Raw genomic sequence first — 15793 nt, forward strand, 5'->3', positions numbered from 1 at the left:
CGCCACCGAATCGCTCGGCGCCGATCTTCGTCAGCGCTGCCGTCAGCGTCGTCTTCCCGTGGTCCACGTGACCGATCGTGCCGACGTTGACGTGCGGCTTGGTGCGCTCGAATTTACCCTTAGCCATGACTCAAAACCTCAAACAGTGAATAGCGGTGACGATGACTCAGCTGGCCTTCTTCATCACCTGTTCGGCGATGTTATTCGGCGCTTCGGCGTAGTGATCGAATTCCATGGTGAACGTGGCGCGGCCCTGAGACATGGAGCGCATCGACGTGGCGTAGCCGAACATTTCGCCCAGCGGCACCAGCGCGTTGATGACCTTGCCCGACGGGCTGTCATCGGAACCCTGCAGGATGCCGCGACGGCGGGACAGATCGCCCATGACGTCGCCCATGTAGTCTTCCGGCGTGACGACCTCGACCTTCATGATCGGCTCGAGCAGCACCGGGTTGGCCTTCTGGAAGCCTTCCTTGAAGCCCATCGAACCGGCGATCTTGAACGCCATTTCGTTCGAGTCGACTTCATGGTACGAACCGTCGACCAGGCGGACCTTGATGTCGACCACGGGGAAGCCTGCGAGGATGCCGTTTTGCATCGCTTCGCGAATGCCCTTGTCGACTGCCGGCACGTATTCCTTCGGCACCGAACCGCCGACCGTCGCGTTCTCGAACAGATAGCCGACGCCGCGTTCCTGCGGTTCGATCTCGAGCACGACGTGGCCGTACTGGCCCTTACCGCCCGACTGACGCACGAACTTGCCGTCCTGCTTGACCGCCTTGCGGATCGTTTCGCGATACGCAACCTGCGGCTTGCCGACGTTGGCCTCGACGTTGAACTCGCGCTTCATGCGGTCGACGATGATTTCGAGGTGCAGCTCGCCCATGCCGGCGATGATGGTCTGGCCCGATTCCTCGTCGGTGCGCACGCGCAGCGACGGATCTTCCTGGGCGAGACGCGACAGCGCCAGTCCCATCTTTTCCTGGTCCGACTTGGTCTTCGGCTCGACCGCCATCGCGATGACGGGCTCCGGGAAGACCATGCGTTCCAGGGTGATCACGTCGCCCGGGGCGCACAGCGTATCGCCGGTCGTGACGTCCTTCAGGCCGACCGCCGCGGCGATGTCGCCGGCGCGGACTTCCTTGATTTCGTCGCGCTGGTTCGCGTGCATCTGCAGGATGCGGCCGACGCGTTCCTTCTTGCTCTTGACCGGGTTGTACACGGTGTCGCCGGAGTTCAACGTGCCCGAGTAGACGCGGAAGAACGACAGCGAACCGACGAACGGGTCGGTCATGATCTTGAACGCGAGCGCCGAGAACGGCTCGTTGTCACCGGCCGCGCGCGTCGCTTCCTTCTCGTTCTCGTCGATGCCCTTGACCGGCGGACGATCTGACGGGGCCGGCAGGTAGCGGATGACCGCGTCGAGCATCGCCTGCACGCCCTTGTTCTTGAAGGCCGTGCCGCAGAATACCGGGATGAGGCTCGTCGCCAAGGTGCCGGCGCGGATGCCCGTCATGATTTCCTCTTCCGAGAGCTCCCCCTCTTCGAGGTACTTGTTCATGAGCTCTTCGGACGTCTCGGCAGCGGCCTCGACCATGAAGCTGCGAGCAGTCTCGCAATCCTTCACGAGGTTCGCCGGGATGTCGCGGTACTCGAACTTCGTGCCCTGGGCTTCCGGATCCCAGTAGATCGCCTTCATCTTGATGAGGTCGACCACGCCCTCGAAATTCTCTTCCGCGCCGATCGGCATCTGCATCGGCACCGGGTTGGCGCCGAGGCGAGCCTTCAGCTGCGAGACGACCTTGCCGAAGTCGGCGCCGGTGCGGTCCATCTTGTTGACGAACGCAAGACGCGGCACGCCGTACTTGTTGGCCTGGCGCCAGACGGTTTCCGACTGCGGCTGCACGCCGCCGACCGCGCAGAGCACGAACACGGCGCCGTCGAGCACGCGCAGTGAACGCTCGACTTCGATCGTGAAGTCGACGTGTCCCGGGGTGTCGATGATGTTGAAGCGGTGCTCCGGGAAGGACATGTCCATGCCCTTCCAGAAGCAGGTCGTCGCGGCCGACGTGATCGTGATGCCGCGTTCTTGCTCCTGCTCCATCCAGTCCATCGTCGCAGCACCTTCGTGCACTTCGCCGATCTTGTGGTTGACGCCGGTGTAGAAAAGGATGCGTTCGGTCGTCGTCGTCTTGCCGGCATCGATGTGAGCCATGATGCCGAAGTTGCGGTAACGCTCGATGGGGGTAGTACGGGCCACAGTCGTTCCCTCAACTCTTACCAGCGATAGTGCGAGAACGCCTTGTTGGCTTCCGCCATACGATGCGTTTCTTCGCGCTTCTTGACCGCGGAACCGCGGTTCTCGGCAGCTTCAAGCAGCTCGGCGGCGAGCTTGCGCGGCATCGAGTTCTCGCTGCGCTTGCGCGCGGCGTCGATGACCCAGCGCATGGCCAGCGCAGTGCGGCGAGCCGAACGGACTTCGACCGGAACCTGGTAGGTGGCGCCACCGACGCGGCGCGACTTCACTTCGACGGCCGGCGCGACGTTGTTGAGCGCCTTTTCGACCAGAGCGAGCGAGTCAGCGTTCTTCTGGCCGATATGATCGAGCGCGCCGTAGACGATGCCTTCGGCGACCGACTTCTTACCGCTCTTCATCACCATGTTGATGAAGCGGGCGATCAGCTGGCTGTTGTGCTTCGGATCGGACAGCAGCACGCGGGTGGGGGCGGAACCTTTACGCGACATGATTCAGGCCTTCTCTAATCAGGACTTCGGGCGCTTGGCGCCGTACTTCGAACGACCCTGGCGGCGCTTCGCGACGCCGGCGGCGTCGAGCGAGCCACGCACCGTGTGGTAGCGCACGCCCGGCAGGTCTTTGACACGGCCGCCGCGGATCAGGACCACCGAGTGTTCCTGCAGGTTGTGACCTTCGCCGCCGATGTAGCTGATGACTTCGTAGCTGTTGGTCAGACGAACCTTGGCCACCTTGCGCAGAGCCGAGTTCGGCTTCTTCGGGGTGGTCGTGTATACGCGGGTGCAGACGCCGCGACGCTGCGGGCACTCTTGGAGGGCCGGCGAGGCGCTCTTGTAAGTCTTCGGGCTACGCGGTTTACGCACCAGCTGGTTGATAGTCGCCATTCGTGGATGCCTTAGGAAACAAAAAACAGGTCGAAAGAAATCGACCTGCCAAGACGCAAGAGTTTAACAAGCGGTTGACAAGGGCGTCAACAAGACGCCCCGCCTTCACATCCGTGTATTTCGAACACGAGGCACATCCTGTGCCTCATTTCGATGTCGTTTATTGCGCCGCAAGGGCGCCGGCACTTAGCCGTTGTCGTCGGCGGAATCGGCCACGAACTCGGTCACGCCACCGCGCAGGGTTTCGATATCCGAATCCGACAGACCACCGGCCGCGAGGCGGCGACGTGTGGTGTGGTAAGCCAAGCCGGTACCGGCCGGAATAAGACGGCCGACGATAACATTCTCCTTCAGGCCACGCAAGGTGTCGCGCGTGCCGCGGACCGCCGCTTCCGTGAGGACGCGGGTGGTTTCCTGGAACGAGGCCGCCGAGATGAACGACTCGGTCGCGAGCGAGGCCTTGGTGATGCCCAGCAGGACCGGATCGTACTGCGCCGGCAGCTCGCCGCGCGCATCGGCCCGGCGGTTCTCCTCGATCATGCGGATGCGGTCGACCTGCTCGCCGCGCAGGAAGCGCGTGTCGCCGGCGACCGTGATCTCGACCTTGCGCAGCATCTGGCGAATGATCGTTTCGATGTGCTTGTCGTTGATGCGCACGCCCTGCAGGCGGTAGACGTCCTGGATTTCCTTGACCAGGTAGGCCGCCAGCGGCTCGACGCCGAGCAGACGCAGGATGTCGTGCGGATTGGGTTCGCCGTCGACGACGGTCTCGCCCTTCTCCACGTGCTCGCCTTCGAACACGATGACGTGACGCCACTTCGGAATCAGTTCCTCGTGCTCGTTGCCGTCGACGTCCTTGATGATCAGACGCTGCTTGCCCTTGGTGTCCTTGCCGAAGCTGATGATGCCCGAGCGCTCGGCGAGGATTGCCGGCTCCTTGGGCTTGCGCGCTTCGAACAGGTCGGCCACGCGCGGCAGACCGCCGGTGATGTCGCGGGTCTTCGACGTTTCCTGCGGGATACGCGCGACCACGTCGCCGACGCCGACTTCCACGCCGTCCTGCAGCGACACGATCGCGCCGGCCGGCAGATAGTACTGCGCCGGGATGTCCGTGCCGGGCAGCTTGAGCTCCTTGCCCTTCTTGTCCTCGATGCGCACGGTCGGTCGCAGATCCTTGGCCTGCGTGCCGCGGCGCTTCGGATCGGTGACGACCGCGCTTTCCAGGCCGGTCAGCTCGTCGGTCTGCGCCTGCACGGTCACGCCGTCGATGAAGTCGATGAAGCGCAGCACGCCGGCGACCTCCGAGACGATCGGATGGGTATGCGGATCCCAGTTCGCGACGACCTGGCCGGCCTTGACCGGCGCGCCATCCTTGACCGAGATCGTCGCGCCGTAGGGCACCTTGTAGCGCTCGCGCTCGCGGCCGTGGGTGTCGAGCACCGACACTTCGCCCGAACGCGACACCGCGACCAGGTGGCCCTGGGAGTGCTGCACGGTCTTGAGATTGTTGAAGCGCAGCGCACCGGTGGTCTTGACCTGCACGTTGTCGACCGCAGCCGCACGGGAAGCCGCGCCGCCGATGTGGAACGTACGCATGGTCAGCTGCGTGCCGGGCTCGCCGATGGACTGGGCCGCGATGACGCCGACAGCCTCGCCCTGGTTGACGAGATGGCCGCGCGCGAGGTCGCGGCCGTAGCACTTGGCGCAGACGCCGAAGCGCGTTTCGCAGGTGATCGGCGAGCGCACCTTGATCGACTGCACGCCGGCCTGGTCCATCTTGTCGACCAGCGCTTCGTCGAGCAGCGTGTTGCGCGTGACGATCGGCTGATCGTCGTTGCCCGGCGCATAGACGTCCTCGGCCACGACGCGGCCCAGCACGCGGTCGCGCAGCGGCTCGACCACGTCGCCGCCTTCGACGATCGCGGTCATGGTCAGGCCTTCGTAGGTCTCGCAGTCGGTGCTCGTGACGACCATGTCCTGGGCGACGTCGACCAGACGGCGCGTCAGGTAACCCGAGTTCGCCGTCTTCAGCGCCGTGTCGGCCAGACCTTTGCGCGCGCCGTGGGTCGAGATGAAGTACTGCAGGACGTCGAGGCCTTCGCGGAAGTTCGCCTTGATCGGCGTCTCGATGATCGAGCCGTCCGGCTTGGCCATGAGGCCGCGCATGCCGGCGAGCTGGCGGATCTGCGCCGCGCTACCGCGCGCGCCGGAGTCGGCCATGATGTAGATCGAGTTCATCGACTTCTGCTCGACCGTCTCGCCCTTGGCATTGAGCACCTTCTCGGTGCCGATGCCGCGCATCATCGCCTGGGCCACCTGTTCGTTCGTGCGCGACCAGATGTCGACGACCTTGTTATAGCGTTCGCCGGCGGTCACGAGGCCCGACTGGAACTGCTCCTGGATCTCGACGACTTCCTTCTCGGCGACCTCGAGAATGGCCTTCTTCTCGCCCGGGATCTTCATGTCGTCGATGCCGATCGAGATGCCCGCGCGCGTCGCGTAGTGGAAGCCCGTGTACATCAGCTGGTCGGCGAACACGACGGTGTCCTTCAGACCCAGGCGGCGGTAGCAGGCGTTGATCAGGCGCGAGATGTTCTTCTTGGTCAGCTCGGTGTTGACCAGCGAGAACGACAGGCCCGGCGGAATGATCTCGTGCAGCAGCGCACGGCCGACGGTCGTGTCGACGATGCTGACGCGCTCGATGATCTCGCCGGTCTGGTCGTCGCGGTCGGTCAGCTTCAGGCGCACCTTGACCTTCGCGTGCAGCTCGACCGCACGGTTCTGGTAGGCGCGGTGCACTTCGGCGACGTTGGCGAAGACCATGCCCTCGCCCTTCGCATTCACGAGCTCGCGCGTCATGTAGTACAGGCCGAGAACGACGTCCTGGGTCGGCACGATGATCGGATCGCCGTTGGCCGGGGACAGGATGTTGTTCGTCGACATCATCAGCGCGCGTGCTTCGAGCTGCGCTTCGAGCGACAGCGGCACGTGCACGGCCATCTGGTCGCCGTCGAAGTCGGCGTTGAACGCGGTACAGACCAGCGGATGCAGCTGGATCGCCTTGCCTTCAATCAGCACCGGCTCGAACGCCTGGATGCCGAGACGGTGCAGGGTCGGCGCGCGGTTGAGCATGACCGGATGCTCGCGGATCACCTCTTCGAGGATGTCCCAGACCTGCGCTTCTTCACGCTCGACGAGCTTCTTGGCCGCCTTGATCGTGGTGGCCAGGCCGCGGCGCTGCAGCTTGGAGAAGATGAACGGCTTGAACAGCTCCAGCGCCATCTTCTTGGGCAGACCGCACTGGTGCAGGCGCAGGGTCGGGCCGACCACGATGACCGAACGGCCCGAGTAGTCGACGCGCTTGCCGAGCAGGTTCTGGCGGAAGCGGCCCTGCTTGCCCTTGATCATGTCGGCCAGCGACTTCAGCGGGCGTTTGTTCGTGCCGGTGATCGCGCGACCGCGGCGGCCGTTGTCCATCAGCGCGTCGACCGATTCCTGCAGCATGCGCTTTTCGTTGCGCACGATGATGTCGGGCGCGTTGAGTTCGAGCAGGCGCTTCAGGCGGTTGTTGCGGTTGATGACGCGGCGGTACAGGTCGTTGAGGTCGGAGGTCGCGAAGCGGCCGCCGTCCAGCGGCACCAGCGGACGCAGGTCCGGCGGCAGCACCGGCAGCACGGTCATGACCATCCATTCCGGACGGTTGCCCGACTCGAGGAAGCTCTCGACGAGCTTGATGCGCTTGGACAGGCGCTTGAGCTTGGTCTCGGAGTTCGTGCTGGCGATTTCCTCGCGCAGCTTGATCAACTCCTGGTTCAGGTCGATGGCCTTGAGCAGCTCGTAGACGGCCTCGGCGCCCATGCGCGCGTCGAACTCGTCACCGTGCTCCTCGACCGCCTGCAGGTACTGTTCCTCGGTCAGCAGCTGGCCGCGCTCGAGCGCGGTCAGGCCCGGCTCGACGACGACGTAGGCTTCGAAGTACAGGATGCGCTCGATGTCGCGCAGCGTCATGTCCAGCATGAGGCCGATGCGCGACGGCAGCGACTTCAGGAACCAGATGTGCGCGGTCGGCGAAGCCAGCTCGATGTGGCCCATGCGCTCGCGGCGCACCTTGGCCAGGGTGACCTCGGTGCCGCACTTCTCGCAGACCACGCCGCGGTGCTTCATGCGCTTGTACTTGCCGCAGAGGCACTCGTAGTCCTTGATCGGACCGAAGATCGCCGCGCAGAACAGGCCGTCGCGTTCCGGCTTGAACGTGCGGTAGTTGATCGTCTCGGGCTTCTTGACTTCGCCGAACGACCAGGAGCGGATCAGGTCCGGCGAGGCCAGGCCGATGCGGATCGAATCGAAGTCCAGCGTCTGACGCTGCTGGTTGAACAGATTGAGCAAGTCTTTCATTTCGTAATCTCCCGATCCGGCCGCTTACTTCGACTCTTCGAGTTCGATGTTGATGCCGAGCGAGCGGATTTCCTTCACGAGCACGTTGAAGGACTCCGGCATGCCCGCCACCATCTCGTGGTTGCCGTCGACGATGTTCTTGTACATCTGGTTGCGGCCCGGCACGTCGTCGGACTTGACCGTCAGCATTTCCTGCAGCGTGTAGGCCGCGCCGTAGGCTTCGAGCGCCCAGACTTCCATTTCGCCGAAGCGCTGGCCGCCGAACTGCGCCTTGCCGCCGAGCGGCTGCTGCGTGACCAGCGAGTACGGGCCGGTCGAACGCGCGTGCATCTTGTCGTCGACGAGGTGGTTCAGCTTGAGCATGTGCATGTAGCCGACCGTGACCGGACGATCGAACGGTTCGCCCGTGCGGCCGTCGATCAGGATGGTCTGGCCCGATTCGGGCAGACCGGCCAGCTTCAGCATGTGCTTGATCTCTTCCTCGAACGCGCCGTCGAACACCGGCGTGGCCATCGGCACGCCCTTGGACAGGTTCTTGGCCAGCACCTTGAGCTCGTCGTCGTTGAACTGGTCGAGTTCGACGCGATCCCTGCCGTAGCTCTGCTTGTCGTGGTTGTAGATCTGGTCGATGAACTTGCGCAGCTCGCCGGCCTTCTCGTTCGCCGCGAGCATCGCCTCGATGCGGTGGCCCAGGCCCTTGGCGGCCCAGCCCAGATGCACTTCGAGCACCTGACCGATGTTCATACGCGACGGCACGCCGAGCGGATTCAGCACGATGTCGATGGGTCGACCGTCGGCCGAGAACGGCATGTCCTCGACCGGCACGATCATCGACACGACACCCTTGTTGCCGTGGCGGCCGGCCATCTTGTCGCCCGGCTGGATGCGGCGCTTCACGGCCAGGTAGACCTTGACCATCTTGAGCACGCCAGGCGCGAGGTCGTCGCCCTGGGTGATCTTGGCCTGCTTCTCCTTGAAGCGGCGGTCGAACTCCTCGCGGTGGCGGCGGATCTGCTCGGCCGCGCGCTCGAGGAACTCGGCGGCGTCGTCGTCCTTGACGCTGAGCTTGAACCACTCGTCCTTCTTGAGCTCGTCGAGATACTCGTTCGTGATCTCGGCGCCCTTCTTCAGGCCGTTCGGGCCGTGGTTGGCCGCCTTGCCGACGAGGGCCGCGCGCAGACGCGCGTAGATCGCGCCTTCGAGGATGCGGAACTGGTCGTCGAAGTCCTTCTTGACGCGCTTGACTTCCATTTCCTCGATCTGGCGCGCGCGCTTGTCCTTCTCGATGCCGTCGCGCGTGAAGACCTGCACGTCGATGACCGTGCCGTCCATGCCCGGCGGCACGCGCAGCGAGCTGTCCTTAACGTCGGAGGCCTTCTCGCCGAAGATCGCGCGCAGCAGCTTCTCTTCCGGCGTCAGCTGCGACTCGCCCTTCGGCGTGACCTTGCCGACGAGGATGTCGCCGGCCTTGACCTCGGCGCCGATGTAGACGACGCCGGATTCGTCCAGACGCGACAGCGCCTGCTCGCCTACGTTCGGGATGTCGGCCGTGATTTCTTCCGGACCGAGCTTGGTGTCGCGCGCGACGCAGGTCAGCTCTTCGATGTGGATCGTCGTGTAGCGGTCTTCCTCGACGACGCGCTCGGAGATCAGGATCGAGTCTTCGAAGTTGTAGCCGTTCCAGGGCATGAACGCGATCAGCATGTTCTGGCCGAGCGCGAGCTCGCCGATGTCGGTCGACGGACCGTCGGCGAGCGCGTCGCCGGTCGCGACGATGTCGCCCACCTTGACCAGCGGACGCTGGTTCATGCAGGTGTTCTGGTTCGAGCGCGTGTACTTGGTCAGGGTGTAGATGTCGACGCCGGCGTCGTTGTCGCCGACCTCGGACTCGTGCGCGCGCACGACGATGCGGCCCGCGTCGACCTGGTCGATGACGCCGCCGCGCTTGGCCAGCACGAGCACGCCCGAGTCGCGCGCCACGGCGCGCTCGATGCCGGTGCCGACCAGCGGCTTCTCGGCGCGCAGGGTCGGAACGGCCTGGCGCTGCATGTTCGCGCCCATCAGCGCGCGGTTCGCGTCGTCGTGCTCGAGGAACGGCACGAGCGCCGCGGCGACCGACACGGTCTGCATCGGCGAGACGTCCATATAGTGCACGTCGCTGGCCAGACGCAGCTCGGACTCGCCGCGGTAGCGGCAGGCCACGTATTCGTCGATGAAGCGGCCTTCCTCGGTCAGCGGCGAGTTGGCCTGGGCGATCACGAACTCGCCCTCGCCGATCGCCGACAGGTAGTCGACCTCGTTCGTGATCTTGCCGTTGGTCACGCGGCGGTACGGCGTCTCGAGGAAGCCGTAGTCGTTGGTGCGCGCGTAGACGGCCAGCGAGTTGATCAGACCGATGTTCGGACCTTCCGGCGTCTCGATCGTGCAGACGCGGCCGTAGTGGGTCGGATGCACGTCGCGGACTTCGAAACCGGCGCGCTCGCGCGTCAGGCCGCCCGGACCTAGGGCCGAGACGCGGCGCTTGTGCGTGACTTCCGACAGCGGGTTGTTCTGGTCCATGAACTGCGACAGCTGCGAGGAGCCGAAGAACTCCTTGATCGCGGCCGCGACCGGCTTGGCGTTGATGAGCTCCTGCGGCGTCAGGCCTTCGGACTCGGCCAGCGACAGGCGCTCCTTGACCGCGCGCTCGACGCGCACGAGACCGATGCGGAACACGTTCTCGGCCATTTCGCCGACCGAACGCACGCGGCGGTTGCCGAGATGGTCGATGTCGTCGACGACGCCGCGGCCGTTGCGGATCTCGCACAGCGTACGGATGACGTCGAGGATGTCGGACGTCTGGCCGAGCTCCTTGACCAGCGACTTCGAGTTCTCGTCGTTGCGCTCGGACAGGTACTTGTGGTCGTACAGGATGCCCGGACCGTTGTCGTCCTTGCGGCCGACGCGGCGGTTGAACTTCATGCGGCCGACGCGATCGAGGTCGTAGCGCTCGAAGGTGAAGAACAGGTTGAAGAACAGGTTCTGCGCGGCTTCCTTGGTCGGCGGCTCGCCCGGACGCATCATGCGGTAGATTTCTACCAGCGCCTCGAGCGGCGTCTTGGTCGAGTCGATGCGCAGGGTCGAGGAGATGTACGGACCGCGGTCGAGGTCGTTGACCCACAGGGTCGCTATCTTCTCGACGCCGCCCTTGCGGAACTTCTCGAGCAGGGTTTCGTTGAGCTCTTCGTTGGCCAGCGCGAGCAGCTCGCCGGTCTTGGTGTCGACGACGTCGTGCGCGACGATGCGGCCGAGCAGATAGTCGTCCGGCACCTCGAGCGAGCTGATGTTTTCCTTCTGCAGCTCGCGCACATGGCGCGCGGTGATGCGCTTGCCGGCCTCGACGACGACGCGGTCGCCGACGCGCAGGTCGAAGTTCAGCGTTTCGCCGCGCAGACGCTCGGCGACGAGTTCGAGTTCCGCGCCGCCCTGCTTGCCGAGGGTGAACACGTTCTTCTCGAAGAACAGGTCGAGCATTTCCGCGTTGGTGTAGCCGAGCGCGCGCAGCAGCACGGTGACCGGCAGCTTGCGGCGGCGGTCGATACGCGTGAACAGACAGTCCTTCGGATCGAACTCGAAGTCGAGCCACGAACCGCGGTACGGAATCACGCGCGCGGAGAACAGCAGCTTGCCCGAGCTGTGCGTCTTGCCGCGGTCGTGGTCGAAGAACACACCCGGCGAGCGGTGCAGCTGCGAGACGATGACGCGCTCGGTGCCGTTGACAATGAAGGTGCCGGTGTCGGTCATGAGCGGCAGTTCGCCCATGTAGACTTCCTGCTCCTTGACGTACTTGATCGCCTTGTTGTTGGCCGGGCTCTCACGGTCGTAGATGACCAGGCGCACGGTCACGCGCAACGGCGCGCCGTAGCTCATTCCGCGCTGGCGGCATTCGCGCTCGTCGAACGGCGGTTCGCCCAGGCGGTAGCTGACGTATTCGAGGGCCGCATTGCCCGAATAGCTCGTGATCGGAAACACCGACTTCAGCGCCGCGTGCAGGCCTTTGTCTTCGCGGGCGGTCACGCCGCCGGCGTCGAGCTGGAGGAATTCCCGGTAGGAATCCACCTGGATGGCGAGCAGGAAAGGCACGTCAAGCACGACGGGGCGCTTGCCGAAATCCTTGCGGATACGCTTCTTCTGGGTGAACGAGTAGGTCATGGTCGGGTACCGCCTCGGGTCGTCAAAACCGCCGCTGCGGAAACAGCGGCGTGGAAGGGAAAACGGGCATCGGCAAACAGTAAGTGGGGCTTTACCGCTTGCCGATGTCCGCGGCCCTGCGAACAACAGTGAAAGCCCGGGAGCTTACGCCCCCAGGCTTTCGTCGTGCCTGGACTAGCAGGCGACGCAACGCGTCGCTTACTTGATCTCGACAGTGGCGCCGGCAGCTTCCAGTTCCTTCTTGAACTTGGCCGAGTCGTCCTTGCTGACGGCGTCCTTGACGGTCGACGGAGCGGATTCGACGAGGTCCTTGGCTTCCTTGAGGCCCAGGCCCGTGATCGCGCGGACAGCCTTGATGACTTCGACCTTCTTCTCGCCGGCGGCCTTCAGGACGACGGTGAACTCGGTCTTTTCTTCGACCGGAGCGGCAGCGGCAGCGGCCGGGGCCGCAGCGGCGACCGGGGCAGCGGCGGACACGCCGAACTTTTCTTCCATCGCCTTGACCAGCTCCATCACTTCGATGAGGGTCTTGCCGGCGATCGCTTCGATGATCTGCTCGTTGGAGAGAGACATTGTTTTAACTCCTGGAAATAACGGCTAAGGTGTGAATTTCGTGACCGGCTGGCGTGTGGCTCAAGCCGCCTGCTTCTCACCGGCTGCCTTGGTAACGCGCGCGATCTGCGACGCGGGTTCCGACAGCAGGCGGACGAGCATGGTGGCAGGCTGGACGAGCACGCTGAGGAACATGCTGAGCGCCTGTTCGCGGGTCGGCAGCGAGGCGAGCACGTCGACGTGCGAGCCCGGGTATGCCTTGCCGCCGATGGCGACCAATGCAGGTTTCAGCTTGTCCGCGCCCTTGGCGAAATCCTTGATCAGACGGCCGGCAGCACCCGGATCTTCCTTCGAGAAGGCGTACAGCAGCGGACCGGTCAGCGAGTCCTTGACGCACTCGTAATCGGTACCTTCCACTGCGCGCGCGACCAGCGTGTTCTTGGCAACTTTCAGATACACACCGGACTGACGCGCCTTCTTGCGCAGCTCGGTGAGCTGCCCGACGGTAAGACCCGCATACTCGGCGGCGACCAGGGAATAAGCCGAGGAAGCCACATTCGCCAGTTCGGCAACGACCTCTTTCTTTTGCGCAAGATTGAGCGCCATTGCGTTCTCCGAACCGGATCGCGACGTACTCCTGTACGTCCGCATCCATCAGCGAAACGGATCCCTCTTCCGTGCGGATCCGCTGGTATCTCGCGATACCGTTTTGGTGGCCGTTCCAGGAAAACCTGTTACGGGCGGCACCATCTACGCAGGCCGGTGGTTTAAGACCTTCGCGTCGCGGCCGGGAGCTTCCGTCGCATTGCTGCGCTTCCCTGCTCTCCCGGACGTACCGCTACGGTCGCCTGCGGTCTTTGACGGCGCCCGGCCGTCGTGGCCGGGAGCCCTCAAAATTTCTTCCGCGGCGCTCGTGCGCCGCACTTGCGAATTACTGCTTCAGGCCCAGGGTCGACTGGTCGACGATGACGCCGAGGCCCATCGTCGTGGACAGCGACACCTTCTGCAGGTACTGACCCTTCGCCGCGGCCGGCTTGGCCTTCAGCAGGTCGGCCAGCAGCGCCGTCAGGTTGTCCTTCAGCGCGTCGGCTTCGAAGTTGGCCTTGCCGATCGTCGCGTGAATGATGCCGGCCTTGTCGTTGCGGAACTTGACCTGACCCGCCTTCGCGTTCTTGACCGCGGTGGCGACGTCGGCCGTGACCGAGCCGTCCTTCGGGTTCGGCATCAGGCCGCGCGGACCCAGCAACTGACCGAGCTTGCCGACGACGCGCATCGCGTCCGGCGTCGCGATCACGCGGCCGAAGTTCAGCTCACCGGCCTGCATCTTCTCGGCGAGGTCGTCCATGCCGACCGCATCGGCGCCGGCGGCCTTGGCGGCCTCGGCTTTCTCGCCCGGCGGGCAGAACACGGCGACGCGGATCGTCTTGCCGGTGCCGTGCGGCAGCAGGCTGGAGCCGCGCACGCCCTGGTCCGACTTCTTCGCGTCGATGCCGAGGCGCACGGCCACGTCGACGGACTCGACGAACTTCGCCTTGGCGTTGTCCTTGAGGATCTTCAGCGCGGCTTCGACCGGATAGGCCTTGCCCGGCTCGACCAGGCCTTGCATTGCTTTGAAACGCTTGGTGATTGCCATTGCCTTAGATCTCCGTATTCAGGCCCATGCTGCGCGCGCTGCCGGCGATCGTGCGCACGGCGGCCTCGAGGTCAGCGGCGGTGAGGTCCGGCATCTTCGTGGTGGCGATCTCTTCGAGCTGCTTGCGCGTCACCTTGCCGACCTTCTCGGTGTTCGGACGCTTGGAGCCCGACTGGATGCCCGCGGCCTTCTTCAGCAGGATCGAAGCCGGCGGCGTCTTGGTGATGAAGGTGAACGAACGGTCCGAATAGGCCGTGATCACGACCGGAATCGGCAGGCCCGGTTCCAGCTTCTGCGTGGCCGCATTGAAGGCCTTGCAGAATTCCATGATGTTCAGGCCGCGCTGACCCAGCGCAGGACCGACCGGCGGCGAGGGGTTGGCCTGACCGGCCTTCACCTGCAGCTTGATATAGCCGACTACTTTCTTTGCCATTGTCTTCTCCGGGTATAGCGCCTGGGTTTCAGGCTCCCCATCGCGCCGGGGGAATCACGTGCCCCGGCTTCACGTTGTTGAATCCCGTCGCGGGCGAGCAGCCGTCGCGGCGCTCGGCCTGTGGCGGCCTCAGGCCTTTTCGACCTGGCCGAACTCGAGCTCGACCGGCGTGGAGCGGCCGAAGATCAGCACGGCCACACGCAGACGGCTCTTCTCGTAGTTGACTTCCTCGACGACGCCGTTGAAGTCGTTGAACGGGCCTTCGGTGACGCGGACCATCTCGCCCGGCTCGAACAGCACCTTGGGCTTGGGCTTCTCCACGCCTTCCTGCACACGGCGCAGGATCGCGTCGGCCTCGGAGTCCTTGATCGGCAGCGGACGGTCGGCGGTGCCGCCGATGAAGCCCATGACCTTCGAGGTCTCCTTGACCAGATGCCAGGATTCGTCGTCGATCTTCGGCGCCTTGTTCTCGGTGTCGGTCTCGATCTGGACCAGCACGTAGCCCGGGAAGAACTTGCGCTCGCTGCGGCGCTTCTGGCCGCCGCGCATCTCGATGACTTCTTCGGTCGGGACGAGGATCTCGCCGAACTTGTCTTCCATGCCGGCGCGGGTCACGCGATCACGCAGGCCCTTGGCGACCTGGTGTTCGAAACCGGAATAGGCATGAACGACATACCAACGCTTGGCCATGACGGTCCGCCTTACAGCTTGAGCAGCCAATCCATGACGACGACCTTGAGGATCAGGTCGATCAGGCCGAGGATCAGGCTGATGATGATGACGACCACGACGATGACGCCGGTGGTGCGGATGGTTTCTTCGCGCGTCGGCCAGACGACCTTGCGCAGCTCGATGCTCGACTCGCGCAGGAAGAAGCGCAGCGTGCGGCCCGGGCCGGTCTGGCTGCCGACGAACGCGGCCGCGACGACGGCGACGAGCAGGCCGAGCACGCGCAGCACTTGCGCGGCGCCCGAGAAATAATAGAAGCCCGCGATACCGCCGACCAGGATGACGGCAGCCAGCGCGAGCTTGGCGATATCGGCGGCGTTGGTGCCGGAAGCTTGTTCGACTTTCGCGTTCATGTTCCTGCTGCCGAAGCGGCCCCGGCGGTGGCGCATCTGCGCCCGGTGCCTGCGCCGGACCTGCAATCAATGGCACGCCAGGAGGGACTCGAACCCCCAACCTGCGGTTTTGGAGACCGCTGCTCTGCCAATTGAGCTACTGGCGTACCGCGTAAACCCTCACCACCCGAAAACGGCGATGGCGGCTTGCGCCGCCAAGGCCAGTTTCGGCCGTCCTGCGCGATTTCAAGCCGCGCAGGACCGTTTTCTTACTTGAAGATCTTGGCGACGACGCCGGCGCCGACGGTGCGGCCGCCTTCGCGGATCGCGAAGCGCAGACCTTCTTCCATCGCGATCGGCGCGATCAGCGTGACCTTCATTTTGATGTTG

General features: G+C 64.5%; 13 protein-coding genes and 1 tRNA gene. All 14 read right to left on the minus strand.

Annotated features, from left to right (window positions below; translation table 11 throughout):
• A partial coding sequence (locus tag NON22_RS10270) for a GTP-binding protein (RefSeq protein ID WP_049472805.1) occupies window positions 1-127 on the minus strand: 127 nt, incomplete at its 3' end.
• A 39-nt stretch (window positions 128-166) separates the two neighbouring features.
• Window positions 167-2260 carry an elongation factor G gene (gene fusA / locus NON22_RS10275; protein ID WP_257386841.1) on the minus strand — a complete coding sequence of 698 codons (2094 nt, stop codon included), beginning with the start codon at window positions 2258-2260 and terminating at the stop codon, window positions 167-169.
• Window positions 2261-2277: 17 nt separating this feature from the next.
• Window positions 2278-2745, minus strand: a complete 468-nt coding sequence (rpsG, locus tag NON22_RS10280; protein WP_257386842.1) for a 30S ribosomal protein S7 — start codon at window positions 2743-2745, stop codon at window positions 2278-2280.
• A gap of 18 nt (window positions 2746-2763) precedes the next feature.
• Window positions 2764-3138, minus strand: a complete 375-nt coding sequence (gene rpsL / locus NON22_RS10285; protein WP_257386843.1) for a 30S ribosomal protein S12 — start codon at window positions 3136-3138, stop codon at window positions 2764-2766.
• A gap of 186 nt (window positions 3139-3324) precedes the next feature.
• Window positions 3325-7533 (minus strand): DNA-directed RNA polymerase subunit beta', encoded by a 4209-nt coding sequence (rpoC, locus tag NON22_RS10290; protein WP_257386844.1) that lies wholly within the window; start codon window positions 7531-7533, stop codon window positions 3325-3327.
• Window positions 7534-7557: 24 nt separating this feature from the next.
• A complete protein-coding gene (rpoB, locus tag NON22_RS10295) occupies window positions 7558-11724 on the minus strand; it encodes a DNA-directed RNA polymerase subunit beta (RefSeq protein WP_257386845.1) in 4167 nt (1388 codons plus the stop codon).
• 198 nt (window positions 11725-11922) lie between these two features.
• Complete coding sequence (gene rplL / locus NON22_RS10300) at window positions 11923-12297, minus strand: 50S ribosomal protein L7/L12 (RefSeq protein WP_257386846.1); 375 nt, start codon at window positions 12295-12297, stop codon at window positions 11923-11925.
• Window positions 12298-12357: 60 nt separating this feature from the next.
• Window positions 12358-12882, minus strand: a complete 525-nt coding sequence (gene rplJ, locus NON22_RS10305) for a 50S ribosomal protein L10 (RefSeq protein WP_257386847.1) — start codon at window positions 12880-12882, stop codon at window positions 12358-12360.
• Window positions 12883-13207: 325 nt separating this feature from the next.
• Complete coding sequence (gene rplA / locus NON22_RS10310; protein WP_257386848.1) at window positions 13208-13909, minus strand: 50S ribosomal protein L1; 702 nt, start codon at window positions 13907-13909, stop codon at window positions 13208-13210.
• Window positions 13910-13913: 4 nt separating this feature from the next.
• Entirely contained in the window at window positions 13914-14342 is a 429-nt protein-coding gene (gene rplK / locus NON22_RS10315) for a 50S ribosomal protein L11 (RefSeq protein ID WP_255916829.1), read from the minus strand.
• 129 nt (window positions 14343-14471) lie between these two features.
• On the minus strand, window positions 14472-15032 hold the full coding sequence (nusG, locus tag NON22_RS10320; protein ID WP_257386849.1) for a transcription termination/antitermination protein NusG: 561 nt from the start codon (window positions 15030-15032) through the stop codon (window positions 14472-14474).
• Window positions 15033-15043: 11 nt separating this feature from the next.
• On the minus strand, window positions 15044-15424 hold the full coding sequence (gene secE, locus NON22_RS10325) for a preprotein translocase subunit SecE (protein ID WP_257386850.1): 381 nt from the start codon (window positions 15422-15424) through the stop codon (window positions 15044-15046).
• 70 nt (window positions 15425-15494) lie between these two features.
• A tRNA-Trp gene (locus NON22_RS10330) sits at window positions 15495-15570 on the minus strand.
• A gap of 102 nt (window positions 15571-15672) precedes the next feature.
• Window positions 15673-15793 (minus strand): EF-Tu C-terminal domain-related protein (locus tag NON22_RS10335; RefSeq protein WP_484600497.1); only part of this gene is annotated, 121 nt, incomplete at its 5' end.

Origin of the sequence: Tahibacter caeni (genome assembly GCF_024609805.1) — a bacterium.
Lineage (GTDB): Bacteria > Pseudomonadota > Gammaproteobacteria > Xanthomonadales > Rhodanobacteraceae > Tahibacter > Tahibacter caeni.

Excerpts from the sequence above, each read along its gene's own strand:
- rpsG (WP_257386842.1), bottom strand. The coding sequence starts at position 2,745 with ATGTCGCGTAAAGGTTCCGCCCCCACCCGCGTGCTGCTGTCCGATCCG.
- rpsL (WP_257386843.1), bottom strand. The coding sequence starts at position 3,138 with ATGGCGACTATCAACCAGCTGGTGCGTAAACCGCGTAGCCCGAAGACT.
- rpoC (WP_257386844.1), bottom strand. The coding sequence starts at position 7,533 with ATGAAAGACTTGCTCAATCTGTTCAACCAGCAGCGTCAGACGCTGGAC.
- rpoB (WP_257386845.1), bottom strand. The coding sequence starts at position 11,724 with ATGACCTACTCGTTCACCCAGAAGAAGCGTATCCGCAAGGATTTCGGC.
- rplL (WP_257386846.1), bottom strand. The coding sequence starts at position 12,297 with ATGTCTCTCTCCAACGAGCAGATCATCGAAGCGATCGCCGGCAAGACC.
- rplJ (WP_257386847.1), bottom strand. The coding sequence starts at position 12,882 with ATGGCGCTCAATCTTGCGCAAAAGAAAGAGGTCGTTGCCGAACTGGCG.
- rplA (WP_257386848.1), bottom strand. The coding sequence starts at position 13,909 with ATGGCAATCACCAAGCGTTTCAAAGCAATGCAAGGCCTGGTCGAGCCG.
- rplK (WP_255916829.1), bottom strand. The coding sequence starts at position 14,342 with ATGGCAAAGAAAGTAGTCGGCTATATCAAGCTGCAGGTGAAGGCCGGT.
- nusG (WP_257386849.1), bottom strand. The coding sequence starts at position 15,032 with ATGGCCAAGCGTTGGTATGTCGTTCATGCCTATTCCGGTTTCGAACAC.
- secE (WP_257386850.1), bottom strand. The coding sequence starts at position 15,424 with ATGAACGCGAAAGTCGAACAAGCTTCCGGCACCAACGCCGCCGATATC.